The organism is Streptomyces sp. NPDC042259 (genome assembly GCF_055582085.1).
In genome coordinates this window covers 599,697-622,224 of sequence record NZ_JBVJDW010000001.1, presented here as the reverse complement: position 1 = coordinate 622,224, position 22,528 = coordinate 599,697, and the positions used below count along the sequence as shown (strand labels likewise).

At 71.8% G+C, this 22,528-nt stretch carries 22 protein-coding genes and 3 tRNA genes; 13 read left to right on the top strand and 12 right to left on the bottom strand.

What is annotated here, in order from left to right:
- Positions 1-32 precede the first annotated feature (32 nt).
- A complete protein-coding gene (locus ACZ6MA_RS02860; protein ID WP_469430517.1) occupies positions 33-320 on the bottom strand; it encodes a YtxH domain-containing protein in 288 nt (95 codons plus the stop codon).
- Positions 321-564: 244 nt separating this feature from the next.
- Between ACZ6MA_RS02860 and ACZ6MA_RS02855 the strand changes: the two genes are divergently transcribed.
- The 3 genes from ACZ6MA_RS02855 to ACZ6MA_RS02845 all read left to right on the top strand — a co-directional run bounded on the left by ACZ6MA_RS02855 (position 565) and on the right by ACZ6MA_RS02845 (position 971).
- Positions 565-637, top strand: a tRNA-Asn gene (locus ACZ6MA_RS02855).
- Positions 638-642: 5 nt separating this feature from the next.
- Positions 643-715, top strand: a tRNA-Asn gene (locus ACZ6MA_RS02850).
- A gap of 179 nt (positions 716-894) precedes the next feature.
- Positions 895-971: transfer RNA gene (locus ACZ6MA_RS02845), tRNA-Ile, on the top strand.
- Between the two features lie 289 nt (positions 972-1,260).
- Here ACZ6MA_RS02845 and ACZ6MA_RS02840 read toward each other — a convergent pair.
- Positions 1,261-3,171 (bottom strand): outer membrane protein assembly factor BamB family protein, encoded by a 1,911-nt coding sequence (locus tag ACZ6MA_RS02840; protein WP_469430516.1) that lies wholly within the window; start codon positions 3,169-3,171, stop codon positions 1,261-1,263.
- Between the two features lie 94 nt (positions 3,172-3,265).
- On the bottom strand, positions 3,266-3,721 hold the full coding sequence (locus ACZ6MA_RS02835) for a hypothetical protein (RefSeq protein WP_469430515.1): 456 nt from the start codon (positions 3,719-3,721) through the stop codon (positions 3,266-3,268).
- 341 nt (positions 3,722-4,062) lie between these two features.
- Here ACZ6MA_RS02835 and ACZ6MA_RS02830 point away from each other — a divergent pair, with 341 nt between their 5' ends.
- Positions 4,063-6,255, top strand: coding sequence for a hypothetical protein (locus ACZ6MA_RS02830; RefSeq protein WP_469430514.1), 2,193 nt, complete (start codon positions 4,063-4,065; stop codon positions 6,253-6,255).
- A gap of 516 nt (positions 6,256-6,771) precedes the next feature.
- Here ACZ6MA_RS02830 and ACZ6MA_RS02825 read toward each other — a convergent pair.
- The gene (locus ACZ6MA_RS02825) at positions 6,772-8,082 is read right to left on the bottom strand and encodes a hypothetical protein (RefSeq protein ID WP_469430512.1); all 1,311 of its coding nucleotides are present in this window, start codon (positions 8,080-8,082) and stop codon (positions 6,772-6,774) included.
- A 690-nt stretch (positions 8,083-8,772) separates the two neighbouring features.
- Here ACZ6MA_RS02825 and trxA point away from each other — a divergent pair.
- The 3 genes from trxA (at position 8,773) to ACZ6MA_RS02810 (ending at position 10,347) form a co-directional block, all read left to right on the top strand.
- Complete coding sequence (gene trxA, locus ACZ6MA_RS02820) at positions 8,773-9,183, top strand: thioredoxin (protein WP_469430511.1); 411 nt, start codon at positions 8,773-8,775, stop codon at positions 9,181-9,183.
- A complete protein-coding gene (locus ACZ6MA_RS02815; RefSeq protein ID WP_469430510.1) occupies positions 9,176-9,859 on the top strand; it encodes a histidine phosphatase family protein in 684 nt (227 codons plus the stop codon). The genes trxA and ACZ6MA_RS02815 overlap by 8 nt, the downstream gene beginning before the upstream one ends.
- 62 nt (positions 9,860-9,921) lie before the next feature.
- Positions 9,922-10,347 carry an OsmC family protein gene (locus tag ACZ6MA_RS02810; RefSeq protein ID WP_469430509.1) on the top strand — a complete coding sequence of 142 codons (426 nt, stop codon included), beginning with the start codon at positions 9,922-9,924 and terminating at the stop codon, positions 10,345-10,347.
- Positions 10,348-10,426: 79 nt separating this feature from the next.
- Here the strand turns inward: ACZ6MA_RS02810 and ACZ6MA_RS02805 are convergent, their stop codons facing one another.
- The gene (locus ACZ6MA_RS02805; protein WP_469430507.1) at positions 10,427-11,038 is read right to left on the bottom strand and encodes a hypothetical protein; all 612 of its coding nucleotides are present in this window, start codon (positions 11,036-11,038) and stop codon (positions 10,427-10,429) included.
- Positions 11,039-11,147: 109 nt separating this feature from the next.
- Between ACZ6MA_RS02805 and ACZ6MA_RS02800 the strand changes: the two genes are divergently transcribed.
- Entirely contained in the window at positions 11,148-11,663 is a 516-nt protein-coding gene (locus tag ACZ6MA_RS02800; RefSeq protein ID WP_469430505.1) for an isochorismatase family protein, read from the top strand.
- A 16-nt stretch (positions 11,664-11,679) separates the two neighbouring features.
- Here the strand turns inward: ACZ6MA_RS02800 and ACZ6MA_RS02795 are convergent, their stop codons facing one another.
- Entirely contained in the window at positions 11,680-12,129 is a 450-nt protein-coding gene (locus ACZ6MA_RS02795) for a MarR family winged helix-turn-helix transcriptional regulator (protein WP_469430503.1), read from the bottom strand.
- An 88-nt stretch (positions 12,130-12,217) separates the two neighbouring features.
- Between ACZ6MA_RS02795 and ACZ6MA_RS02790 the strand changes: the two genes are divergently transcribed.
- Both ACZ6MA_RS02790 and ACZ6MA_RS02785 read left to right on the top strand, forming a co-directional pair.
- On the top strand, positions 12,218-13,237 hold the full coding sequence (locus ACZ6MA_RS02790; protein WP_469430501.1) for an NADP-dependent oxidoreductase: 1,020 nt from the start codon (positions 12,218-12,220) through the stop codon (positions 13,235-13,237).
- 388 nt (positions 13,238-13,625) lie between these two features.
- On the top strand, positions 13,626-14,435 hold the full coding sequence (locus tag ACZ6MA_RS02785) for an EI24 domain-containing protein (protein WP_469430499.1): 810 nt from the start codon (positions 13,626-13,628) through the stop codon (positions 14,433-14,435).
- Here ACZ6MA_RS02785 and ACZ6MA_RS02780 read toward each other — a convergent pair.
- Positions 14,428-15,153, bottom strand: coding sequence for a carbon-nitrogen hydrolase family protein (locus ACZ6MA_RS02780; RefSeq protein ID WP_469430497.1), 726 nt, complete (start codon positions 15,151-15,153; stop codon positions 14,428-14,430). The two genes, ACZ6MA_RS02785 and ACZ6MA_RS02780, sit on opposite strands and share 8 nt — an antisense overlap.
- Before the next feature lie 7 nt (positions 15,154-15,160).
- Complete coding sequence (locus ACZ6MA_RS02775) at positions 15,161-16,477, bottom strand: pyroglutamyl peptidase (RefSeq protein ID WP_469430495.1); 1,317 nt, start codon at positions 16,475-16,477, stop codon at positions 15,161-15,163.
- A 90-nt stretch (positions 16,478-16,567) separates the two neighbouring features.
- Between ACZ6MA_RS02775 and ACZ6MA_RS02770 the strand changes: the two genes are divergently transcribed.
- Positions 16,568-17,332 (top strand): MgtC/SapB family protein, encoded by a 765-nt coding sequence (locus ACZ6MA_RS02770; RefSeq protein WP_469430494.1) that lies wholly within the window; start codon positions 16,568-16,570, stop codon positions 17,330-17,332.
- An 80-nt stretch (positions 17,333-17,412) separates the two neighbouring features.
- Entirely contained in the window at positions 17,413-18,219 is an 807-nt protein-coding gene (locus ACZ6MA_RS02765) for a VOC family protein (RefSeq protein WP_469430493.1), read from the top strand.
- Positions 18,220-18,315: 96 nt separating this feature from the next.
- On the opposite strand, the gene ACZ6MA_RS02760 is transcribed toward ACZ6MA_RS02765, so the two are convergent.
- On the bottom strand, positions 18,316-18,597 hold the full coding sequence (locus ACZ6MA_RS02760) for a DUF6355 family natural product biosynthesis protein (protein ID WP_469430491.1): 282 nt from the start codon (positions 18,595-18,597) through the stop codon (positions 18,316-18,318).
- A 301-nt stretch (positions 18,598-18,898) separates the two neighbouring features.
- A complete protein-coding gene (locus tag ACZ6MA_RS02755; protein WP_469430490.1) occupies positions 18,899-19,774 on the bottom strand; it encodes an SGNH/GDSL hydrolase family protein in 876 nt (291 codons plus the stop codon).
- Between the two features lie 453 nt (positions 19,775-20,227).
- Here ACZ6MA_RS02755 and ACZ6MA_RS02750 point away from each other — a divergent pair, with 453 nt between their 5' ends.
- Positions 20,228-20,722 (top strand): DUF3145 domain-containing protein, encoded by a 495-nt coding sequence (locus tag ACZ6MA_RS02750; protein ID WP_469430488.1) that lies wholly within the window; start codon positions 20,228-20,230, stop codon positions 20,720-20,722.
- A 147-nt stretch (positions 20,723-20,869) separates the two neighbouring features.
- Here ACZ6MA_RS02750 and fabF read toward each other — a convergent pair whose 3' ends face one another.
- Positions 20,870-22,132, bottom strand: coding sequence for a beta-ketoacyl-ACP synthase II (gene fabF / locus ACZ6MA_RS02745; protein WP_469430486.1), 1,263 nt, complete (start codon positions 22,130-22,132; stop codon positions 20,870-20,872).
- A gap of 67 nt (positions 22,133-22,199) precedes the next feature.
- Complete coding sequence (locus tag ACZ6MA_RS02740) at positions 22,200-22,448, bottom strand: acyl carrier protein (RefSeq protein WP_130877605.1); 249 nt, start codon at positions 22,446-22,448, stop codon at positions 22,200-22,202.
- Positions 22,449-22,528: the final 80 nt, after the last annotated feature.

Here is a 22,528-nt window from a genome sequence, read left to right as displayed (position 1 = left end):
ATGCCAAATCCCCGGCGTCCCTCCGTCATCGGTCAGGTGTTGGTGGTGCCCCACTCGTCCTCGTCGCCGCGGCCCTTCTCGCGCAGGCCCCGGATCCGGTCCGAGACCGAGGCGGGCAGCCGCTCGCCCACCGTGTGCAGGGCCGTGTTCGCCATGGCCCTGCCGTTCTGCGCGGCGGACTCCGCCGTATTGCGCACTGCGGGGTTCTGCGCGAGCCGCTGCGCGCCCTTGCGCAGCTGTTCGTAGCGCTCACGCCCGGCTCGTGCGCCGAGTACGTACCCGACGGCTGCTCCGGTGATGAACGTCAGCCGGTAACGCATCGCGCTCCACCCTTCCCTCGGATTCCGCGGGCCTGACGGCCCTCGTGGCCCCTTGTGACCCCTCGGCCCCCACCGTGCCGACGGGGGCCGGTCGGGGCTGTGCACCGCCTACCCGCCGGACCCGAAGGTCACTCCCGGGATACCGATTGGCGGAGCACCCCCCAGCTTGCGCTAATGTATGTGTCGCAGCGAGCGCACGCCGCCCGGGAGACCGGAGGGCAGCGCATTCGAGGCACCACAGCAATCCCCTGTAGCTCAATTGGCAGAGCAGCCGACTGTTAATCGGCAGGTTACTGGTTCGAGTCCAGTCGGGGGAGCGCAGTCCCCTGTAGCTCAATTGGCAGAGCAGCCGACTGTTAATCGGCAGGTTACTGGTTCGAGTCCAGTCGGGGGAGCAGTGGAGGAAGGGGCCCCTCGGGGCCCTTTTCTCGTGCCCGGGGGGAACCATCCGGGCGTGATCGAAGTCCTCATGGGCAGGCTGGTCACGCAAAGCGGACCCTCAGGGGCAGCAGATCGTATGAGCAGCTATGCTGCGGCAGACGGCGCGCACAGTTGTGCGCGACGCGCCGTGAATGGGGCGGTAGCTCAGCCGGTTAGAGCAGCGGACTCATAATCCGTCGGCCGTGGGTTCGAGTCCCACCCGCCCCACCACACGGCTTCAGGCAGAAACGTTCTGACTTGCGATTTCGATGCCCCGGCCGGGCTCACCGGCCGGGGCATCGCGCTGTCCGGGGCCGGCCGCCATGAGCGCTGGGGCCGGTGCCGGGGCCGGAGGGTACAGCCCGGCGGCGGATGGCCCCGGGAGCCGCCCCGGGGGCGCCGGCGGCCTCGGCCGTTCCCCCTGAGCCGCCCTTACGCGCTCGTGGTGGCCCTTCCCGGGGCCGGAGCCCGTGGAGCCCCTCGGCCGCCCGCCCGCGCACCCGTGACGGACCGCCCCGCGCTAGGACTCCGTCGAGGCACCGGACAGCACGTTGGAGATCCGCCACAGCTGGCCGTCCCGGGTGGCCACGTAGATGAGGCCCTTGGAATGATCCAACGCGAGGCCGCCGGCCGCGCCGATGCCCTCGGCCACCACGCGCTGACGGCCCTTGGCCTCGCCGTCGGCCACGACGACCTCATGCAGCTTGCCGCCCCTGTCGGAGACGTACGCGTGGCCCCTGCCGTCCAGCGCCACGCGGACGGTCGCCCCGAGGACGGTGGCCACCGGCTTCGGGGAGCTGTCCTTTGTCTTCAGGTCGACCTCGTACAGGGTGTCTCCCTCGTACTTGACGACGTACGCCTTGTCCCCTTGCAACGCCACTCCGGCGGGGGTCGGCACCTTCCAGGCCTGCAGCCGTTCCAGTGTCGTGCCGGTCAGCTCGAACTGGACCAGCACTCCTGTGTCGTAGTCGCTGACGTAGGCCTTCTTGCCCGGCAGGTCGAGTGCGATGCCGTACGCGCCGATCGTCTTGGCGACCTCCACCGGGGCGGCGGAGGGGTCGGACAGGTCCACCGTGACCACACGCTTCCCGCTGTAATCGGCGACGTAGGCCTTGCCGGCCGCCAGGTCGAGCGCCACATCGTTGGCCTCTCCCAGGTTCTGCGCGGTCCAATCCGTGTTGCCGGTGGCGAGATCGACCTTGTACAGCCTGCCGGTGCTGTAGCGCTCGGTGATGTACGCCTTTTGATTCTGCGGGTCCAGCGCGAGGCCGTCGTCCCACCCCAGCCCGGTGGGTTTTTCGAGGAGTTCCTTCTTCGGGAACGCCTCCTCCTTGCCGCCGCCCTTGTGCAGGGGGTGATCCTTCATGTCGAAATGGAGAGATTCGAGCTCGAAGACCTCGTGCACCCCGGCGAGGGTGGAAACGACCTCGGCCTCGCCCCGCTGCCTGAAGGGCCTGCCTTCGTCGTTCAAGTCGAAGGTCTCCGCGGGCTTGTCACCGTTCTCGCCGAGTTTCCAGGCGATCACCCTGGAGAATTTCGGCTCCTGGGCCTGTGGGCCGTCCGGGCGGACCTCCTTCACCTCCACCGGCTCGGGGTAATGCAGAGCGACCCACCCGCCGAAGGAGATGGGGAATTCGTAGTCGAACCTCCGCACCTGACGTCGCTGCGTGGCGAGGACGTCCACCCGGCTGCCGACTTTCCCGCTGAGCGTGGACGTCGTTTTGAACCCGGTGGTCAGCGAACCGCTGACGGAAGCGGTGATGCCCAGCATCAACTGGGCCGACACTTCTCCGGTGCCCGTGGCGGTGCCCATGGCCGTCGTCGTGCTGGTCATCTGTGACTGCGACTCCGAGTCGACGCCCTGATTGTCCTTGCTGTTCTTCAGGGTGGTCTTCTGGGACTGGTTCATCGCCATGCTCTTCTGCAGTTGCGCCTGCAGTGATGCGGTGGCTTTAGCCCCGAACGTCAGCTGCACCTGGCCCTGCAGCGACCAGCTGATGGTGTTCGTGATCGAGAATTCGACCGAGTGGGACCAATCGGTGGCCTTGGGGTCGGTCCGGTTGGCGAACGTCTGCTTGGAGATCACGTCGGGCGGGGGCTGGGTGATGTCGCTCCGTTCCTCGATGAGCGGTACGCCCACCGTCATGTAGGCGCGCCACCCCCGCTGGTGTGCCGTCTCCTCCTCTTCGGGGAAGGAGCCGAAGCGCCCCTTGTTCAGGGAGAACCCGGTGGGGTAGACCTCCCGGTCCTTGCCGTCCGAGGTCTTCTGCTCGGCCTTCCTCTTCAGCCGTTCCTTGTTGCGCTTCAGGATGGCAGCGGTCTTGTCGGCGATGTCGAGTTCTTTCAGGTTTCGCCCGGTCAGTGGGTGGCGCACAAATCGTTCGCCGAGATGGGCCGTACTCACGTTGTTCTTGACGGCGGCTTCGCCCATGCCTGTCAGCCTCCTTGCGTAACGGACTCAACGATGTGTCCGTGCTGATGAGTGAGTTCGTTTGCGGCTTGCGGGGCGGGTTTCCGGCCGGTCCTCACCAGATGACCGAGCCGTCGGGATTCCTCCGGACTTCCTTGACCGCCTTCTCGTTTTCCTTCCTCGTTTTTTCCAGATCCTTGTCGTCGGCCTTCGGCCGGTCTTCGTCCTTGATTTCCACCTTCATCTTCTTGGCCGTCTCGTCCTTGGCGGAAGACGCCATATCGGATGTCGACGCGGGGTTGTTGCTGGCTTTCTTCTGCTCGTCGGCCGCCGTCTGGGTGCTCTGGAACATGGGGGTGATGAAGCTGCTCATGATGCCGAGCGCCTCGGGCGACGTCTCGCGGATGATCTTCGGGTCGCGCGGAACGTCGGGAATTCCGTCGTACAATTCCGGGTCGACCCCTTCCCGCTCGGGCCGGTCGCCGGGAATCTTTTCGTGCACCTTTTTGGCGGACTCTTCGGCGGACTTGGCCCGGTCTCGGCCACCGTCGAAGATGTTGTTGAAAGTCATGAACTTTCCTCCGGACGCGTCTTCTGCTGGGGGCGCAAAGGTCTGTATGGGCCTGCCTACCCCTGCGGTGATCGGTCTATTTATTCGGGTCGCCATGACGGCCGGAACCGACCTCCGATTTGTTTTCGATCGGACGGATGCGCTGAATTGATTCCGTCCACGACCTGCGAGGACCGTTTTAGGGGGCTGCTCCAGGGAGCCATCGAACTGCAGACCGCGTGGACATCCGGCCACTACGCCGTCGCCGGGCGGGCCGGGGCCGTGCTTACGGGGCCGCCGTCGGCTTGGCACACTGAGTCCGCGAGAGCGCGACATCGTGGGGGCCCCGGCACGGGCGGATCGTGGCCGGAACGACGACGGGCGGGTGCGTGGACTTCATCGGCAACGGCATTACCGGCGGCACCTTCCCGGGAACGGTCATCCAGGCGCAGACCGTGCACTGGGGGCGGGCGGCCCCCCTCCGCACGCCCCGCATGCTGCTGCCCGAGCCGGAGGAGTTCGTCGACCGCGCCGCTCCCCGCGCGCGCCTCGACGGCCTGCTGACCGGAGGCGACGGCCGGGGAGCGCCGCGCATCGTCGTCATCAGCGGCCTCCCGGGCATCGGTAAGACGGCCGTCGCGCTGCGCTGGCTGTACGACGTGCGCGAGGGCTTCCCCGGCGGGCAGTTCTACGCGGACATGAGCCCTCAGGGCCCGCGCTCCCCGGTCGACCCGGTCAGCGCGCTGGAGACGTTCGTCGGGCAGCTCGGCACGCCGCGCGAGGAGCGGCCCGCGGGCCTGGCCGAACTGTCGGCGTACTTCCGCTCCCTGACGGCCGACGAACCGAGCCTCATGCTCCTCGACAACGTCGTCGTGCCCGCCCAGGTCCGCCCGCTGCTGCCCGGGGCGCCCGGCAGCGTCGTGGTCGTGACCAGCCGCAACCGGCTCACCGGCCTGAGCGTCTCGCAGCCCGGACCCGACTACGTGACGCTGGACGCCCTCGACGACGACGCCTGCGCCGAGCTGTTCGGCCCCGTCGCCGAGGCCGGCCCCGACGGCGGGCAGGCGCTCCGCGAGGTGATCCGCGCCTGCGCCGGACTGCCGCTGGCCGTCCGGATCGCACGCGTACGCGCGGCGGAGGGAGCGGAGGCACTGCGCGAGCTGGCGGCCGAACTCGCCGATCCGCAGACCGTATGGGAGGCGCTGTCCGTGGCCGACGAGATCCCTTACCCCAAGATCCTCGACATCGCCTGCTCCGGCCTGGACGAGACGGCCACGGCGGTCCTGGGCATGCTCGGCGGGCATCCCACCGGCGAGTTCGCGGGCGACCTGGTGAAGCGGCTGGGCGGCGGCGGCCGCGACGGGACCAAGGCGTTACGGACCCTCGTCCACGAAGGGCTGCTGGAGCCCTCCACCGCCGGCCGCTACCGCATGAACGGCCTGGTGCACGCGTACGCCCGTCGGCTGCTGTGCGACGCGGCGCCGCCGGGCGCGGCGGACGCGGCGACCGACGCGATCGTCGACTGGTACACGGAGCGGGCCGCGGCGGCCGAGTCCCTCGTCTCCGACCGGTGGCGCTTCGGTTCCCGCTTCACCCACCCGGGCCGGACGCCCGCGCTCTTCGCCGGCGAGGAGGCGGCCCTGGACGCGCTGGAGCCGGACGGGGAGAACGCGGCCGCCGTCGTCGCGCTCGCCGCCCGCACCGGCCGTGACAGGGCCACCTGCGAACTCGCCGAGGCGCTGCGGGGCTTCTTCTTCCGCCGGAAGTACCACACGCACTGGATCGGCGTGTGCGAGACGGCCCTCGCGGCGGCCGGACGGCTGGGCGACGACCTCGTCCTGGCCCGTATGCACTACGAGACCGCCTTCGCGCTGTACGACCGTGCGGGCGACGGTGACGGCGACGCCGCGCGGCACCACTACGAGCGGGCGCGGGCCATCGCGGCCGGCATCGGGCACGCGCGCACCGCGTCCTCCGCGCTGGAGGGCCTGGGGCAGCTCGCCCTCCGCGAAGGCCGCCCCCACGACGCGATCGTCCTCTTCGGGGAGGCCACCACCGCGCTCGGCGACATCGAGCACCCACGGGGGCGCGCCCTGCTGGAGTACCACCGGGGCCGCGCCCACAGCGCCGCCCACGATCACGAGGAGGCGGCACGGCTGCTCCTGCACGCGCGCGGTCTGTTCGCGGCCCTGACCGACCGCCGCGACCCCGCCGTCCCCCGCCCGGACCGCTACAACGAGGCCCGCGCCCTGACCCGTTACGCGGAAGCCCGCCTCCGGGCCGACCGCCCCGACGAGGCACTGACGGGGCTCGACCAGGCGATGGCCCTGTTCCCGCCCGGCGCCGCCCCGAAGGAGCGCGCGGACGCGGTCCTGCTGCGGGGCGACGTCCTGGCGGCGGGCGGCGACCACGAGGGGGCTTGCCGGGAATGGCGGACGGCGCTGGAGACATATCTGCGGATCGGCAGCGTGAAGGCGGCCGCGGCGCGGCAGCGCTTGGCCGCGCGGGGTGTCGACGGGGCCTCTGCCGATGGCGCGAATGGCGCAGGCGCGTAGGCACGTAGGCGCGCAGGGGGGCTGCGGCGGCACCTCCGCTGCGCGGCGGTGTCCTCAATCGCCGGACGGGCTGGTTTTGGCTGACGTCGGCTGTTATCAACTCGTTCGGGGCGGGGGCGCTACCGCTGTGTGGCGGTGTCTTCAATCGCCGGACGGGCTGGTTTTGGTTGGCCTCGGCTGCTATCAGTTCGTCCGGGGCGGGGGTGCCACTGCTGTGTGGCGGTGTCTTCAAACGTCGGGCGGGCTGGTTTTGGCTGACGTCGGCTGCTATCAGCCGGTCCGGGGCGGGGGCACTACCGCTGCGCGGCGGGTGTCCTCAATCGCCGGGCGGGCTGGTTTTGGCTGACGTCGGCTGTTATCAGCTCGTTCGGGGCGGGGTGCCGCCGCTGTGTGGCGGTGTCTTCATATGCCGGGCGGGCTGTTTTTGGTTGCCCTCGGCTGCTGTCAGCCCGTCCGGCGTTTGAGGACGCGCCCGCAGGGCGCTCGGCGCCGCGGACGGCCGGGCGCCCGGTCGCGTCATCCTCGGCGGGCGGCGGCAACGGTCAGTACGGCGGGTGCCAGGTGGTCTCCCGCGTGGACCGTGATCTCGCCCTCCCAGGCCGGGCCGAAGCGGGCCAGGCAGGCGTGGGCGGCCGCCGCCGCGGTCCGCGGCGTGGTCCACCACCGCGGCTCCCGCCAGCGCGCCGTGAACTCCGGGCCGTCACGCAGGACCAGCCCGCAGCCCCCGGCCGGCCCGGGGAGCGCGTCGTCCACCGGCTCCGCGACGGCGACCGCGCCGCACCCCGGATACCTGGCGAACAGCGGCTCCGCGAGCTGCCGCGGCGTCCGGTCCGGTGCGCCGGGGCGGGCCAGGACGACGTCCGCCGTGTGCAGCCACCGGCTGTCCGGCTCCCCCTCGGCGGCCAGGAGGTGCGGGTCGGCGAGGTGTCCGGCCTCGGAGCCCTGTACGGCGGCGGGATAGCGGCGGAGCGTGACCGTCGCGGCGCCCCCGGCGCCCTCCTCGAAGCGGGCGGTCACGAACACCGGGGGAGGGGCGGGGTCCCGGCGCCGGTCGTGCGGGCGGCGGGGGACCGCCACGGGCCGGACCACGGCGGGTTCGGCCGGTTCGGGAAGACCGAGATGGGCGTAGAAGAGGTCGCGCAGCAGGGCCATCGACCGCATCGGACGGGACGTCACCAGGCCGGCCACCTCGGCCAGCCGCTCGTCACCGGGCCGCGCGGCCGTGGCGTCGGCCAGTTGCCCGGCCAGCGGACGTCCCACCGTGACGCGCGGCAGCAGCCCGCCGAGGAGGTCCATCGGGGAGCCGGGGGCCACGACGCCGTCGTCGAAGGCGCCCAGCAGGCCGGGCAGGCCCAGCGCGACGCCGTAAAGGGTGACCGAACCGTGATCGCCGATGAACGCGTCGGCGGCGGCCAGGGCGGCCTTCCAGGTGTCCGTCTCCGGCACGGGGAGGACGAGCCCGGCGCGGACGAAGGGCGCGAGCCACGTGTGCACCTGCCAACCGCCGTGCCCGTGCCAGGCGTTGGGATGCACGGCCGCCACCACGCGGTATTCGTCCCGTGGCAGCTCGGCGAGCGCCCGGCGCACCGTGTCGCCGCCGTTCCCGAGAAGGGAGCGCCGGCCCCAAGTCGACGTCAGGACCAGCAGTTTCTGGCCGGGGCGCACGCCGAGGGCCGTCCGGTAGGCGTCCCGGAACGGGACGGAGGCCCGCAGTTGGTCGGCGCAGGGATCGCCGACGACCGTGGCGAAGGGCACCGCGGCGGGGCAGCCGTCGCGCAGGCGTTCGCGTTGTTCGTCGTGGGACAGGACGATGGCGGAGGGGATCAACCGGCCGTCATGGACCAGCCATTCGTCCGTCAGGCCGAAGGCTCCCGGCTCCCGGCTCCCGGCTCCCGGCTCCCGGCTCCCGGCTCCCGGCTCCCGGCTCCCGGCTGAGCGTTTTATTGTATCCGGCGCCGTGCGGCGCGCATATGAGTGGTGCGGAAATATTCTGCAATTCTCCGCCGCGGCTGCTGCTGACCGCGAGGTCGAATTTCAGCTCGCACGCCTCGTCCCACGGAACGCACGGCATTTCCCGTGCGGCGATGAATTCCCGCATTCCGCCGTCGAACGCCGACGATCCCGTGCACGTGAAATGCACCTGTATCCGGGTGTCGCCCTCGAAGACGGAGAGGAGGTCCAGCAGCCGGGTCGCGGAGGTGACGTTGTGGATGACGCCGAGGACGTGGTGGGTCGCGCCGACCGTGCGCCAGCGCTCGGCTCCGCCGGGCGCGGCGAGATGTGTCCGCACGGGCGACACCGGCACCGCGTCCTCCTCGTGACGATCGCGTCGGCCGTGGCGCTCCGGACGGCCCCGGCCGACGATACCCGGCCGCTGTCCGGGGCCGGGGGCGGGCCTCTCGGCGGTGCGCTGTCCGCCGGACGGTGCCCGGAGGGGCCGGGCCGGAATACGGCGCACCACTGCCCTGTTGCCGCTGCCGGGGGCCCTGGACGACGAGTGGAAGAGGCAGGCACGCGATGAGCGGCAGCACGGTGGAACTCACCAAGGACAACTTCGACGAGATCGTCTCCGGTAACGGATTCGTGCTCATCGACTTCTGGGCGGAGTGGTGCGGACCCTGCCGGAAATTCGCGCCGGTGTACGAAGGGGCCGCCGGGCGCCACGAGGACCTGGTGTTCGCCAAGGTCGACACCGAGGCGCAGCCGGAGCTGGCCGCCGCCTTCGAGATCCAGTCGATCCCGACCCTGATGATCGTGCGGGAGAACATCGCGGTGTTCGCCCAGCCCGGCGCGCTGCCGGAGGCCGCGCTGGAGGACGTGATCAAGCAGGCCCGCGCGCTCGACATGGACGAGGTCCGGGCCTCGGTCGCGCAGGCACAGGCCGACGCGGAGGCCCGGCAGGGCGGCGAGCGGCGCGACGGTGAGTGAGCTGCTGCTGGTCCGGCACGGCGAGACCGAGTGGAGCCGTACCGGGCGGCACACCGGGCTGACCGATCTGCCGCTGACCGAGGTCGGTGAGGGACAGGCGACGGCGCTGCGGCCGCTGCTCGCGGAGCGCATGGTTTCGCTGGTGCTGGCGAGCCCGCTGGGGCGGGCGGTACGGACCGCCGAACTGGCCGGGCTCATGGACGTACAGACCGATCCCGACCTGCGGGAATGGGATTACGGCGGTTACGAGGGCGTGACGACGGCGGAGATCCACCGCACCCGGCCCGACTGGTATCTGTGGGACGACGGGGTGGTTCCCGGTCCCGCCGAGCACCCCGGCGAGACGCTCGTCGAGGTGGGTGCGCGCGCGGACCGGGTCCTCGCGCGGATCGCGCCCCGGCTGGGGTCGGCGGACGGCGGCGATGTGGTGCTGGTCGCGCACGGGCACTTCCTGCGGGTGCTGACCGCCCGTCGGCTGGGGCTGCCGCCCGCGGCCGGCGCGCTGTTCCGGCTGGACACGGCGACCGTCAGCCGGATCGGCACCGAGCACGGCCGCCCGGCGCTCGTGGCCTGGAACACCCCCTCCGCCGCGACGCCCGGGGGGCACGGGGGACCCGCGACGCCCGGGGCTCCCGGGCGTGTCGGAACCGGGGCGGGGGCCACCGCGGCACGATGATCGGGGCGTTGGGCCCGATCTTCATATGACTCGTTCGAACCGCTCTTACAGGAGGAAGCCGTATGGCCACGAACCGCACCGCGCACACGGTCTGGGAAGGCTCACTGACCGAGGGCGGCGGCACCGTCACCTTCGACTCGTCCGGCATCGGTGACTACCCGGTCTCCTGGCCGTCCCGTGCCGAGCAGGCGAACGGCAAGACGAGCCCCGAGGAGCTGATCGCGGGCGCTCACTCGAGCTGCTTCTCCATGGCCCTCTCGCACGCGCTGACCGGCGCCGGCACCCCGCCGACCCGCCTGGTGACCAGCGCCGAGGTCACCTTCCAGCCGGGTGAGGGCATCACCGGCATCCACCTCACCGTGGAGGGCGAGGTGCCCGGCCTGGACGAGGCGGGGTTCGTCGCGGCCGCCGAGGACGCCAAGAAGAACTGCCCGGTCAGCCAGGCGCTCACCGGGACGACGATCACGCTGACGGCCGAGCTGGCCTGAGCACCGATCATCTGGGACGGGCCGTTGCCGACCGCCGCACGACGGCCGGCAACGGCCCGTCCCACGAGTGCCGGTGCCCTCAGACGCCGGACGGGCCGGGGGCCTCGGCCACGCGCTGGAGCAGCCCCCAGGTGAACTCCGCGACGTACTCCGCGCGCTCCCCGGCGGCGTCCGGTGCCGTGAACGCCAGTCGCCAGCGGGTGGGGGCCGTGCCCTCCATCGGGCGCGCGGGCGGGAAGGCGCGGGCCACCTCGTCCACGGTGCACATCCAGGGCCGCAGGTCGCGGACCGTGCGCAGGGCCGGGCCGGGCAGGCCGGGGGCCCGGACCAGCCATTCGTTCCAGACCGCGCCGCCGGGCGCGCTCAGCACCTCGAACCTCAGGTCGGGCCAGAGCGGCACCCGCCACATCAGGGCGTCGAACGTCAGGTCGCCCACGCGGCGTTCGGCGGCCGTCTCGGGCGGTCCGAGCACGGAACGGTAGCGGGCGCCCGCCGCGCGGCGGCGCGGCGCGTGCAGCATGGCCTGCCAGCGGCGGTTGGCCTCGCGCATCTCCGCCCGGCCGGCCCCCAGTTCGCGCAGGGCCTCCTCGACCAGGCCGGGCTGGTGGTCGGCCATCCGGCGCAGCAGCACCAGTTGGAAGGCGAGCGGGCCGAAGGCGGGGTCGGCCGAGGGGCCGGGCGCTGAACTCATGGGGGCCATCGTCGCGCATCCCGCGATGTCGTCGAAGCTTTACCCGCCGTCAGCCCGGAGCCGGTCCGGGGGACGCCTACGGCGCCGGCCCGGCCGCTACGGTCTGGACATGACCGAAATCGACCCGCAGCGAACCGCCTTGGTGATCGTCGACCTCATGGAGCGCATCGTGGCGCTGCCGCTCGCGCCGCGCTCCGGTGACGAAGTGGCGCGGAGGGCCGTGGAGTTGGCGCGGGCGTTCCGCGAGGCGGGGGCGCCGGTCGCGATCGTGCGGGTGGAGCGGCCGGGGGCGGTGGAGCAGCCGCCCGGCAGCGCGGTGCTGGCCGGGGTCGCGGAACCGGGCGACATCGAGGTCGTCAAGCAGACCGTCGGCGCGTTCCACGGCACCGGGCTGCACGCCCGGCTGCGGGAGCGCGGGGTGCGCACGCTCGTCCTCACCGGCATCGCCACCAATCTCGGGGTGGAGTCGACGGCCCGTGCCGCCGCCGACCACGGCTACGAGCTGGTGTTCGTGGAGGACGCGATGAGTGCCCTGACCGAGGCGGAGCACCGGGCGTCGGTGACGCTCGACATGCCCCGGCTGGGCACCGTCGTCACGGCCCGCGATCTGCGCCTGACCGGCTGACCTTCGCGCCGGGGGCTCACACGGGCGTGTACGGGTCGTCCGGGTCCTCGCCCAGCATGCGCTTGAGCAGGTCCCGCAGGACCGCGCGCTCCTGTGCCGACAGCCCCGCCAGCGGTTCGCGCGCGAAGTGCAGCGACTCGCGCAGCCGGCCGCTGACCTCCCGGCCCGCCGCGGTGGCCGCAGCGAGCTTGACCCGGCGGTCGGCGGGGTCCGGTCGGCGTTCCACCAGGTCACGGGCCTCCAGGCGGTCGACGATGCCGGTGACGTTGGACGGCTCGCACTTCAGCTGCCGCGCGATGCGGCGCATGGGCTGCGGCTCGCCGACGAGCAGCGCCAGCACCCGCGCCTGGGCGCCGGTGAGGGAGTGCTTGGCCGCCGCCTCCTCGTACTCCTCGTGGTAGCGGGCCACGACGGTCGCGATGAGTTCGACGACTTCGAGGGTCAGGGCATCCGTTCGGGGGACCATACGGCTCAGGCTACCGCGTTGCTTGACAACATGAAATATCGAGGCGCATGGTTGTTTTAGTTGGTGAACCATTAGGAGGCTACGTTTCATGTCCGCAACGCCCGCCACCGGCCGTGAATGGCACCTCGTCGCCCGTCCGCAGGGCTGGCCGAAGCCCGAGGACTTCGCCCTGCGCGAGGTCCCGGTCCCCGAGCCCGGCGAGGGCCAGATCCTGGTCCGCAACGTCCACATGTCGGTCGACCCGTATATGCGCGGCCGCATGAACGACGTGAAGTCCTACGTACCCCCGTTCCAGCTCGATCAGCCCATGGACGGCGGTGCGATCGGTGAGGTCATCGCCTCCCGCGCCGACGGCCTCGCGGTCGGCGACCACGTGCTGCACGGCCTCGGCTGGCGCGAGTACGCGGTGCTCGACGCCCGCCACGCCGCCAAGGTCGACCCCGACCTGGCCCCCCTCTCCGCCTACCTCGGCGTGCTCGGCATGCCCGGCATGACCGCCTACGCGGGTCTGCTGGAGGTCGCCTCCTTCAAGAAGGGCGACGCCGTCTTCGTCTCCGGCGCGGCGGGCGCGGTCGGCAGCCTCGTCGGCCAGATCGCCCGGCTCAAGGGCGCCTCGCGCGTCATCGGCAGCGCGGGCTCGGACGAGAAGGTCAGGATCCTCAAGGAGGAGTACGGCTTCACCGACGCCTTCAACTACAAGAACGGCCCGGTCGCCGAGCAGCTGAAGGAAGCCGCCCCCGACGGCATCGACGTCTACTTCGACAACGTCGGCGGCGACCACCTCGAGGCGGCCATCTCCTCCCTCAACGTGCACGGCCGTGCCACGCTGTGCGGTGCGATCGCCCAGTACAACGCCACCGAGCCGACCCCCGGGCCGCGCAACCTCGCCCTCGCCATCGGCAAGCGACTGCGCCTCCAGGGCATGCTCGTCAACGACCACCAGGCGCTGCGCCCGCAGTTCGTCGAGGAGGTCTCGGCGTGGGTGCGCTCCGGCGAGCTCAAGTACGACGAGACGGTCGTCAAGGGCATCGACCACGCGGTGGACGCCTTCCTCGGCATGCTCCGGGGCCAGAACACCGGCAAGATGATCGTCAGCTTCGATTCCTGACCTCTGCCCTTGCCGGGCTTGCGGGGAATGTGTGCTCCCGCTGCACGGCGGTCGTCCTCAATCGCCGGACGGGCTGCTGTGTTGTGTCCTCAATCGCCGGACGGGCTGGGTTGGCTGGGCTCAGCCGCAGCAAGCCGGTCCGGCGTTTGGGGGTGCGCGAATCAAGCCCGTCCGGCGTTTGAGGACGCGCCCGCAGGGCGCCTCGCCGCCGCAGGCGGTACCACCGGCCGGTAGTCGGCAAACCGCCGGAGGCTGTCGGCACCGCCGCTGCGCGGCGGTAGTCCTCAAGCGCCGGACGGGCTGGAATGGCTGAGCCCAGCCGCATCAAGCCGGTCCAGCCGCCGCAGGCGGCAGTGGTAACCCCGCGGCCAGCGGCTACGGTGGCGCCATGCGAGATCTTGTAACGGGGATGACCTACCTGGCCAAGGGCCAGCGCTGGGTGGGGCGGAACCGGAAGCAGTGGGGGTTCGGGCTGCTGCCCGGGCTGATCACTCTCATCGGGTACGCGGGCGCGATGGTCGCGCTCGTGATGTACGCGGACGACGTCGTCGACTGGGCCACGCCCTTCGCCGACGGCTGGGGATCGCCCTGGCTCGGTCTCTTCCGCGGTGCCCTGACCGTCCTGTTCTTCGGCGGCAGCCTGCTGCTCGCGCTGATCTCCTTCACCGCCGTCACCCTGCTCGTCGGCCAGCCCTTCTACGAGTCGCTCTCGGAGAAGGTCGACCGGTCCGAGGACGGCACCGTCCACGAATCGGGGCTGCCGCTCTGGCGCGAGCTGTGGATCTCCGCCCGCGAGAGTCTCGCCGTGCTCCTCCGGGTGGCGGTCTGGGGCGTGCTCCTCTTCGCCGCCGGCTTCCTGCCCGTCGTCGGACAGACGGTCGTCCCCGCGCTCGGCTTCTGCGTCTCCGGGTTCTTCCTCACCGAGGAACTCACCGCCGTCGCCCTCCAGCGCCGTGGCGTCCCCCTGCGGGAGCGCCTGCGGATGCTGCGCTCCCGCAAGCTCCTCGCGCTCGGCTTCGGCGTGCCCCTCACCCTGCTCTTCCTGGTGCCGCTCGTCGCCGTGTTCGTCATGCCCGGCGCGGTCGCCGGTGCGACGCTGCTCGCCCGCGACCTGACGGGCGAGACGGCCGCGCGGGACGAGGGCGACGTGGAGGACGGCGACGACGGCGGTCGGCGGCCGGACCGCGTGGTCAGCTGAGCACGTCCGCCGTCACCAGCTCCGCGACGGTGGCCGAGGCCTCGGCCGGTATGCGGCCGTCCGGGGACCACACCGCGCTGAGACCGCAGGCGTCGTACGGGCCCGCGGGGCCCGTGTGGTTGGCGAGCAGGACGTGCAGGCCGTGGTCCTTCGCCAGCGCGGGGAAGACCGCCACCCGCTCCTCGGCGCCGACGCCCTTGGAGTACAGCGAACTCGCCAGCAGGACCCGGCAGCCGTCGGCCGCCGCGCGGGCGGCGACGTCGGGGAAGTGGGTGTCGAAGCAGATGGCCAGCCCGAAGGTGACACCGTCCAGCGTGAACCGGCCGTCCGCCGTCCCCGCGACGAAGCCCGCCGCGCGCTCCGTGTCCGTCACGTGCCGCTTGTCGTAGCGCGTGCGCAGGGCGCCGTCCGGCCCGTACACGTACGAGGTGATCGTCGGTCCCGCCGCCGAGTGTCCCGGGCAGTTGACCACCGCGGCGACGCCCGCCGCCGCGCACGCCTGCCGGAGGGGGGCCAGCCGGGGGTCGTCGGGGGCGAGTGTGAGACGGCCCCCGGCGGCGACGATCTCCGGCAGTTCGTAGCCGGTGACGGCCAGCTCGGGAAAGACGACGAGCGCCGCACCCCGCTCTCCCGCCTCGGTGACGAACCCGGCCATGCGCGCGACGTTGGCGTCGACGTCGCACGGCCGGGAGGTGAACTGCGCCGCTGCGATGATCATGCGCTCATCATGACCGAGGGGCGCCCCCCGCCGCCACGCCGATCACGGCGCGGATCTGCGCGGTGATCGCCTGCCGGTCCCGGAGGAACGAGGGGTCCGTGATCCGCCCGGTCGCGGGATCGGTGTTGCCCGCGCCGAACCGCAGCACCGGGGTGTGCAGATGGCCGCCCGGAAGGTACGGGCGCAGCGCGTCGCGCAGCAGCGTCGCCCGGTAGGCGATCTCGTTGGAGAGGTAGTCGCCTCCGCCGCCCGCGCGGGCCGTCGAGCCCGGCGTCGGCCCCTCGGGCCGGTGCACGGGCTCGGTCCCGCCGGCCGGGATCTCCGTGACGGCCCTGTTGTCGTACACCGGGTACGGGCCGGTCTTCGCGGCCAGGACCGCGTCGTAGGGCAGGGTCGTCGACGTCCACTGCGGCTGCGGGTGAACGGTCGGGACGCCCGGCGGCACGGGCACGGTCTCGGTGCGGGAGTCGCCCACGTTGTCCCCGTAGCCGCCGCGCCAGGCGCCGTTGGTGTGCTCCAGGTCGAAGCGGCCGTCCCGCCCCTGGCTGATCGTCGTGAACATGTCCGCCTCCCGCTGCCCGGACTCGAAGTGCGGCAGCAGGGTCCGCTCGACGTCACCGGCCGCGAAGTCCGCCCAGCGCACCGGGAAGAGCGCCGCCTCGATCCGCGCCGGGCCGGTCGCCGTGTGCACGGTCGTGCCGTCCAGGGCGAGCGCGGCGGCACCGGAGGGGTTGGAGCGCCGGATGTCGGAGTCCAGCTGGAACGGATCGAAGCCGGTGATCACGACGCGCCTGATCCCCCGGTCGCCCCGGGGCAGCTCGATGGAGTCCTGTCCGCGCGAGCCGCGCTCGACCCTCGCGACCAGCTTCTCCACCAGGGCCGTCCGCCGCGCGTCCGTCGTCGCGAAGGCCGGCTTCCATTCGCGCAGTGCCCGGGTCATCCCCAGGCGCGCCCAGTACAGCGGTCGGTCGTCGTCGCGGCTCAGGTCCCCGCCGGGGGCACCACGGCCCTGTGCCCGGTCCACGGCCCGCTGCCACAGCCGCCGCCCCTCGGTGGTCGCGAGCCGCTCGGCCTGCCCGGCGCTGCCCGTAGCCGCCAGGGCGCGGGCGAAGCCGGGTGCCACCCCGTCGAACCCCGAGCGCCGCAGGATCTCCCGCGGCACGGGGCCGGTGAGCCGCTCCTCCTCGACGGTGAGCGCCGTGGCCGACGGCCCCGAGGGCCCCGACGGCGACACGGGGGCCGCGACGGCGGGGGCGGGCAACAGGGCGGCGCAGGCGAACAGGGCGACGCCGAACGATATCCGGGCCTTCTCAATGGGTCTCATGAGCCGGAAGGAAATCATTGTGCGTGCATGGGCGGAAGGGAAGCACCCAATCCCCATTACGTACAGTCGAGTTCAGGCCACAATGACGGGATGCGAATAACCGAGTACGCAGCCCCGCTGTTCTCGCCCGGCAGCGGTCAAGGGGCCCGCCAGTTTGCCGAGTTGGGCATCGCGCTCCTGCTCGCCTCGCTCATCGGCCTCGAACGCGAGTTACAGCAGAAGAGCGCCGGGTTGCGCACGCACACCCTCGTCGGGGTGGGCAGCGCCCTGTTCATGGAGGTGTCGGCCCACGGCTTCGGCCTGGCCGAACTGGCGGGGGTGCGCCAGGACCCCTCGCGGGTGGCCGCGCAGATCGTCTCCGGCATCGGCTTCATCGGCGGCGGTCTCATCTTCGTCCGCCGCGACGCGGTGCGCGGTCTGACGACGGCGGCCACGATCTGGCTGACCTGCGCGGTCGGCATGGCGTGCGGCGGCGGTCTGCCGCTGCTCGGCGCGGCGGCGACCGTGGTCCACTTCCTGGTCGTCCGTGGTTTCCCGATGATGACGAGGCGGATGGCGGTGGCGCCGGTGGCGGAACAAGTGGAGCTGAGACTGTCCTACCGCACGCGCAGCGGGCTGCTGGGGCGGGTGCTGGAGCTGTGCACCAAGAGCGGCTTCCGGGTCACGGACGTCCAGATCGAGGCCGGGACGCCGCCGTGCGCGGGTGACGGCCGCGAGAAGGGCAGACACCAGGAGGCGGCCCTGGTGCTGAGCCTGGAGGGCAAGGGGTCCGCCCACCCGATCGTGGAGGAGCTGACGGACTGGGACGGCATCCGGGGCGTGGGCCTGCGGGCACACGGCGACAGCACCGAGTGACCCCCGGGGGCGCCGCCGGGAGGCGGGCGCCGGTGGCGGGTGTCAGGCTGGCTGGGCAGACATCCGCGAAGGGAACCCCCATGATCACCACGGACTTCGTGCACGGCTCCCCCTGCTGGCTCGATATCGGCGCTCCCGACGTCCCCGCCACGGCCCGCTTCTACGGCTCGGTGTTCGGGTGGGAATTCCAGCCCTGGGGTTCGGACCCGGAAGCCGGCGAGTACGGCGGCTTCCGGCTGGGCGGCAAGGGCGTCGGAGGCATCGGCCCGCTCACCGAGCAGGGCGCCCGCTCGGCCTGGATGGTCTACTTCAGAACGAACGACGCCGATGCCACGGCCCAGGCCGTGGAACAGGCGGGCGGCACCGTGCGGGTGCCTCCGTTCGACGCCGACGGCTGGGGTCGGATGGCCCAGTTCACCGACCCCCAGGGCGGCCAGTTCGCCGTCTGGCAGGCGGGGGAGAAGCCCACCGGCATGGAGGTCGCCGACCGGCCGGGCTCCCTGTGCTGGACCGAGCTGTACACCACCGACGCGGCCGGGGCGAAGGCCTTCTACGGCGGCCTCTTCGGCTGGACCACGCAGGACGTGCCCCTGCCGGGCGACGGGGACGGCGCGTACTCCCTCATCACCCCGGCGGAACAGTCCGAGGACCGGATGCACGGCGGCCTCCTGCAACTGTCGGCCGAGGACCTTTCCCTCAACGGCGGCCGCGCCTACTGGCACCCCGTGTTCGCTACGGCGGACTGCGACGCCACGCTCGCCAAGGTCACCGATAACGGCGGCAGCGTGCAGATGGGCCCGGAGGACGCGGAGGGCGTCGGCCGCCTGGCCGTCTGCCTCGACCCCAACGGCGCGGACTTCGTGGTGCTCAAGCCGACGGAGGCCTGAGGCCGCGCCGCCGGTGCGGATCCGTGACGGGCGGGCCCGGGGCGCCCCGCCCCGGGCCCGCCCGTCACCTGGTGCTCAGCCGATGTTCAGCGGTGCTCAGCAGGTGCGTCCGACGTAGTGCGCACCGTCGATCTTCGAGGCCGATCCGAGCCACGTGGTGCCGGGCACCACGCACCGCTCGTAGTTGGGGCCCCACACCTCCACCTCGATGACGACGTGCGAGCCGTCACCGGTGCAGTGGTTGTAGAACGCGTCACTCCCGGTCTTGTAGAACCCGCAGGGGTTCAGGGCCGCGGGAGTGGCGGAGGCGGCCGAAGCCAGGCCGAGGACAAGGGCCACGGCGCCGACGGCGGCGGTCACGGAGCGGCGAACGTTCACGGATAACTCCTCATATGCGTACGCGATGCCCGGGTGTGCTCCCGGGCGCACGCCAGAGCGTGGCGCTCATTGCTTCGGCCGTCACGTGATCTCGCCCGTACGAGTGGTGGACTCCACCGGTTCGAGTGCGAATATCAAGCCCGTCCGGCGTTTGAGGACGCGCCCGCAGGGCGCTCGCCGCCGTAGGCGGCACCACCGGCCGGTGGCCGAAGAACCGCCGGAGTCCGTCGGCACCACCGCTGCGCGGCGGTAGTCCTCAATCGCCGGACGGGCTGGATGTGGCAAGCCGGTGGCCAACCACTCAGCGCCGTGCGGTGATCCGCCGGTACGCCATATCGGCCAGCGTCAGCTGCCCGCGTTTGTTCGGGTGGAACCAGTCCCACTGGCTCAGCTCCAGGCCCGTGAAGGCGTAGCCGCCCACCGCGTCGTCGTAGCGGCACAGTTCGTCCCGCGCGCAGGCGCTCTTGAGTACGTCGTTGTACGCGGCGACCCGCTTGGCGACCTGGGCGCGGCGGTCCACGGCGACCGCGTCCACCGCCTCGGAGTCGCCGAGCATCGACGGGCAGATCCCCAGCTTCCAGACCGTCTTCGCGTAGCCGTTCGTCCGCCCTTGTGACCACAGCCGCATGAGGTCCGGCACACCGGCCACATAGACCTGCGACTTGGGCAGGGAGCGGCGGAGTTCGTGGAGGGAGGACTCGAAGTCCTCCCGGAACCGCTCCACCGGCGTCATGTCGTCCACCTGCTTGCGGCAGGCGTCATTGGCCCCGACCAGCACCGTCACGAGCTGCGGCTTCCGCGCTATCGCGGACCGCATCTGGCCGGGCAGATCCGCCATCCGCGCCCCCGTCCGCGCGTAGTTCCAGCTGCTGGTCTGCGGGTACGGCAGCAGCCGCTGGGCCAGGCTGTTCACCTTGGTGCCGGTGGCCCAGGACACCTCGGGGCAGTCCGCGAGCACGGAGCAGGCGTCGAAGCCCCGGGTGATGGAGTCACCGAGCGAGGCCATCGACTCGGGGCGGGCGTTCCAGGCGGAGGTGGGGGTGGCGCTCGGCTTCGCGGCCGACTTGGCCGAGCCGCCGTCCGTGCCCCCGCCGCAGCCCGCGACGAGGAGTGCGGCCGAGAACGCCGCCACGGCGGTCCGTGCCATCCGGGACCGCCGCCCCGTGCTGCTGCGCATCGTCTTTCCCCCATCGAGCCGGGTGATATCTGTTCCCGACCGACGGTACGTCACCTTGCCGGGGGCCGTCGGTGCCGCCTCTCGCCTGACCGGCGGGCCTGTGGCTGCCGACCGCTGTGCCGTCTGCGGCGGCGTGCGCCCTGCGGGCGCGTCCTCAAACGCCGGACAGGCTGGTTTGGCTCAGCTCAGCCAATCAGCCCGTCCGGCGCTTGAGGACTCCGCCGCACAGCGGTGGCGCGTCCTCGTGATCCGCCGGACAGGCCCTGGCTGGCAACACGTCATACCCTGTCCCTTTTCAGGAGAATTGCTCCCGATGGTGTTTACTGTAGGTAACCTCGTGGGCTGGTACGGGAGTGGCCATTGGGGCAAGATGCCCTCAGTTGTCCCGGGCGGGACCGACAGGCGCGCGAGGCCGCTGGGGAAGGCGAACCTCGAACCGCACTGGAGGTCCCCGTGACGACACGTGGAGTTCTGTACGTGCACTCCGCGCCCCGCGCGCTGTGCCCGCACGTCGAGTGGGCCGTCGCGGGCGTGCTCGGTGTGCGCGTCACCCTCGACTGGATCCGACAACCCGCCGCGCCCGGCACCTGGCGTGCCGAGTTCTCCTGGCAGGGCGAGCCCGGCACCGCCTCCAAGCTCGCCTCCGCGCTGCGCGGCTGGCACCTGCTGCGCTTCGAGGTGACCGCCGAGCCCCGCGCCACGGCCGAGGGCGAGCGGTACAGCGCCACGCCCGGCCTGGGCATCTTCCACGCCGTCACCGGCATCCACGGCGACATCCTGATCCCCGAGGACCGGCTGCGCGCCGCCGTGGCACGGGCCGGGCGGGGCGAGAGCGATCTGCGCGCCGAGATCGACCGGCTGCTCGGCAAGCCCTGGGACGACGAGCTGGAACCTTTCCGCTACGCGGGCGAGGGCGCTCCCGTCCGGTGGCTGCACCAGGTGGTCTGAGCCACCCGATCGAACGACGGTCTCCACGCCGGACGCCGTGCCCCTGAGCTGCCCCCTTGCACCGTCGGGTCACCTGATCGGGGGAACGCGAAGGCCCGCCCGGTCAGCGGACCGGGCGGGCCTTCGACATGCCTCGACGAGCGGTGATCAGACCGAGCGGAGCGCGAGGACCACGTTGTGGCCGCCGAAACCGAAGGAGTTGTTGATCGCCGCGATGGAGCCCTCGGGAAGCGGGCGGGGCTCGCCACGGACGACGTCCGCGTCGATGTCCTCGTCCATCTCCTCGATGTTGATGGTGGGCGGTGCCATCCGGTGGTACAGGGCGAGAACGGTCGCGACCGTCTCGATGCCGCCGGCGCCACCGAGCAGGTGACCGGTCATCGACTTGGTCGCGGAGATCGCGACGTGGTCGAGGTCGTCACCGAGGATCTTGCGGAGCGCCTTGATCTCGGCCGCGTCACCCTGCGGGGTGGACGTGGCGTGCGCGTTGAGGTGGACGACCTCCGACGGCTTGAGGTCGGTGGAGTCCAGCAGGTTCTGCAGGGCGGCGGCGATGCCGCGGCCCGTCGGCTCGGGCTGGGCGATGTGGTGGCTGTCGGCGGACAGACCCTGGCCCAGCACCTCGCAGTACACCCGGGCACCGCGCTTCGCGGCGTGCTCGGCCGACTCCAGGATGACGACGCCCGCGCCCTCGCCGAGGACGAAGCCGTCCCGGCCCTTGTCGTACGGGCGGGAAGCCTTCTCCGGCTCGTCGTTGTTCTTCGACATCGCCATCATGTTGGCGAACGCCACGATGGGCAGCGGGTGGACGGCCGCCTCGGTGCCACCGGCGACGACCACGTCGGCACGGCCGGTGCGGATCATCTCGACGGCGTAGCCGATCGCCTCGGCACCGGACGCGCAGGCGCTGACCGGGGTGTGCACACCCGCCTGGGCGCCCACCTCCAGGCCGACGTTGGCGGACGGGCTGTTGGGCATCAGCATGGGCACGGTGTGCGGGGAGACGCGGCGGACGCCCTTCTCCTTGAGCACGTCGTACTGGTCGAGCAGGGTCGTCACGCCGCCGATGCCGGAGGCGATGACCGTGCCGAGCCGCTCGGGGGCGATGGCGGCGTCGTCACCGGCCTTGCCGGTGAAGCCCGCGTCGGCCCAGGCCTCGCGGGCGGCGATCAGCGCGAACTGCGCCGACCGGTCCAGCTTGCGGGTGAGCGGGCGGGGCAGGACGTCCTCGGGGTCGACGGCCACCCGGGCGGCGATGCGGACCGGCAGGTCGGCGAAGCGCTCACCCACCAGGGGCTTGACGCCGGAACGCCCGGCGAGCAGCCCTTCCCAGGTCGATGCGCTGTCGCCACCCAGCGGTGTGGTTGCGCCGATACCGGTGACGACCACGGTGCGATTGGTCGAGTTCACAGGAATTCTGTCTCCACGTGTAGAGGTGCTGGAACCGCCACCGCCGGGGTGGCGACGAACGCTTGGGTCAGTCCTGGTGCTTCAGGATGTAGTCGGCAGCGTCACCGACGGTCTTGAGGTGCTTGACGTCCTCGTCGGGGATCTTCACGTCGAAGCGCTCCTCGGCGGCGACGACGACCTCGACCATGGACAGCGAGTCGACGTCCAGGTCGTCGGTGAAGGACTTGTCCAGCTGGACGTCCTCGACGGGGATACCGGCGATCTCGTTGACGATCTCCGCGAGACCCTTGAGGATCTCTTCCTGAGTGGCGGCCATTGTGGCGCTCCTTCGATATTGCGGTGGAACTGCGATGTGAGAACTGCGTAAGTGGCCAGTGCCCGCGGCGGCCGGTGGAA

Excerpts from the sequence above, each read along its gene's own strand:
- ACZ6MA_RS02860 (WP_469430517.1), bottom strand. The coding sequence starts at position 320 with ATGCGTTACCGGCTGACGTTCATCACCGGAGCAGCCGTCGGGTACGTA.
- ACZ6MA_RS02840 (WP_469430516.1), bottom strand. The coding sequence starts at position 3,171 with ATGGGCGAAGCCGCCGTCAAGAACAACGTGAGTACGGCCCATCTCGGC.
- ACZ6MA_RS02835 (WP_469430515.1), bottom strand. The coding sequence starts at position 3,721 with ATGACTTTCAACAACATCTTCGACGGTGGCCGAGACCGGGCCAAGTCC.
- trxA (WP_469430511.1), top strand. The coding sequence starts at position 8,773 with ATGAGCGGCAGCACGGTGGAACTCACCAAGGACAACTTCGACGAGATC.
- ACZ6MA_RS02810 (WP_469430509.1), top strand. The coding sequence starts at position 9,922 with ATGGCCACGAACCGCACCGCGCACACGGTCTGGGAAGGCTCACTGACC.
- ACZ6MA_RS02805 (WP_469430507.1), bottom strand. The coding sequence starts at position 11,038 with ATGAGTTCAGCGCCCGGCCCCTCGGCCGACCCCGCCTTCGGCCCGCTC.
- ACZ6MA_RS02800 (WP_469430505.1), top strand. The coding sequence starts at position 11,148 with ATGACCGAAATCGACCCGCAGCGAACCGCCTTGGTGATCGTCGACCTC.
- ACZ6MA_RS02795 (WP_469430503.1), bottom strand. The coding sequence starts at position 12,129 with ATGGTCCCCCGAACGGATGCCCTGACCCTCGAAGTCGTCGAACTCATC.
- ACZ6MA_RS02790 (WP_469430501.1), top strand. The coding sequence starts at position 12,218 with ATGTCCGCAACGCCCGCCACCGGCCGTGAATGGCACCTCGTCGCCCGT.
- ACZ6MA_RS02785 (WP_469430499.1), top strand. The coding sequence starts at position 13,626 with ATGCGAGATCTTGTAACGGGGATGACCTACCTGGCCAAGGGCCAGCGC.
- ACZ6MA_RS02780 (WP_469430497.1), bottom strand. The coding sequence starts at position 15,153 with ATGATCATCGCAGCGGCGCAGTTCACCTCCCGGCCGTGCGACGTCGAC.
- ACZ6MA_RS02775 (WP_469430495.1), bottom strand. The coding sequence starts at position 16,477 with ATGAGACCCATTGAGAAGGCCCGGATATCGTTCGGCGTCGCCCTGTTC.
- ACZ6MA_RS02770 (WP_469430494.1), top strand. The coding sequence starts at position 16,568 with ATGCGAATAACCGAGTACGCAGCCCCGCTGTTCTCGCCCGGCAGCGGT.
- ACZ6MA_RS02765 (WP_469430493.1), top strand. The coding sequence starts at position 17,413 with ATGATCACCACGGACTTCGTGCACGGCTCCCCCTGCTGGCTCGATATC.
- ACZ6MA_RS02755 (WP_469430490.1), bottom strand. The coding sequence starts at position 19,774 with ATGCGCAGCAGCACGGGGCGGCGGTCCCGGATGGCACGGACCGCCGTG.
- ACZ6MA_RS02740 (WP_130877605.1), bottom strand. The coding sequence starts at position 22,448 with ATGGCCGCCACTCAGGAAGAGATCCTCAAGGGTCTCGCGGAGATCGTC.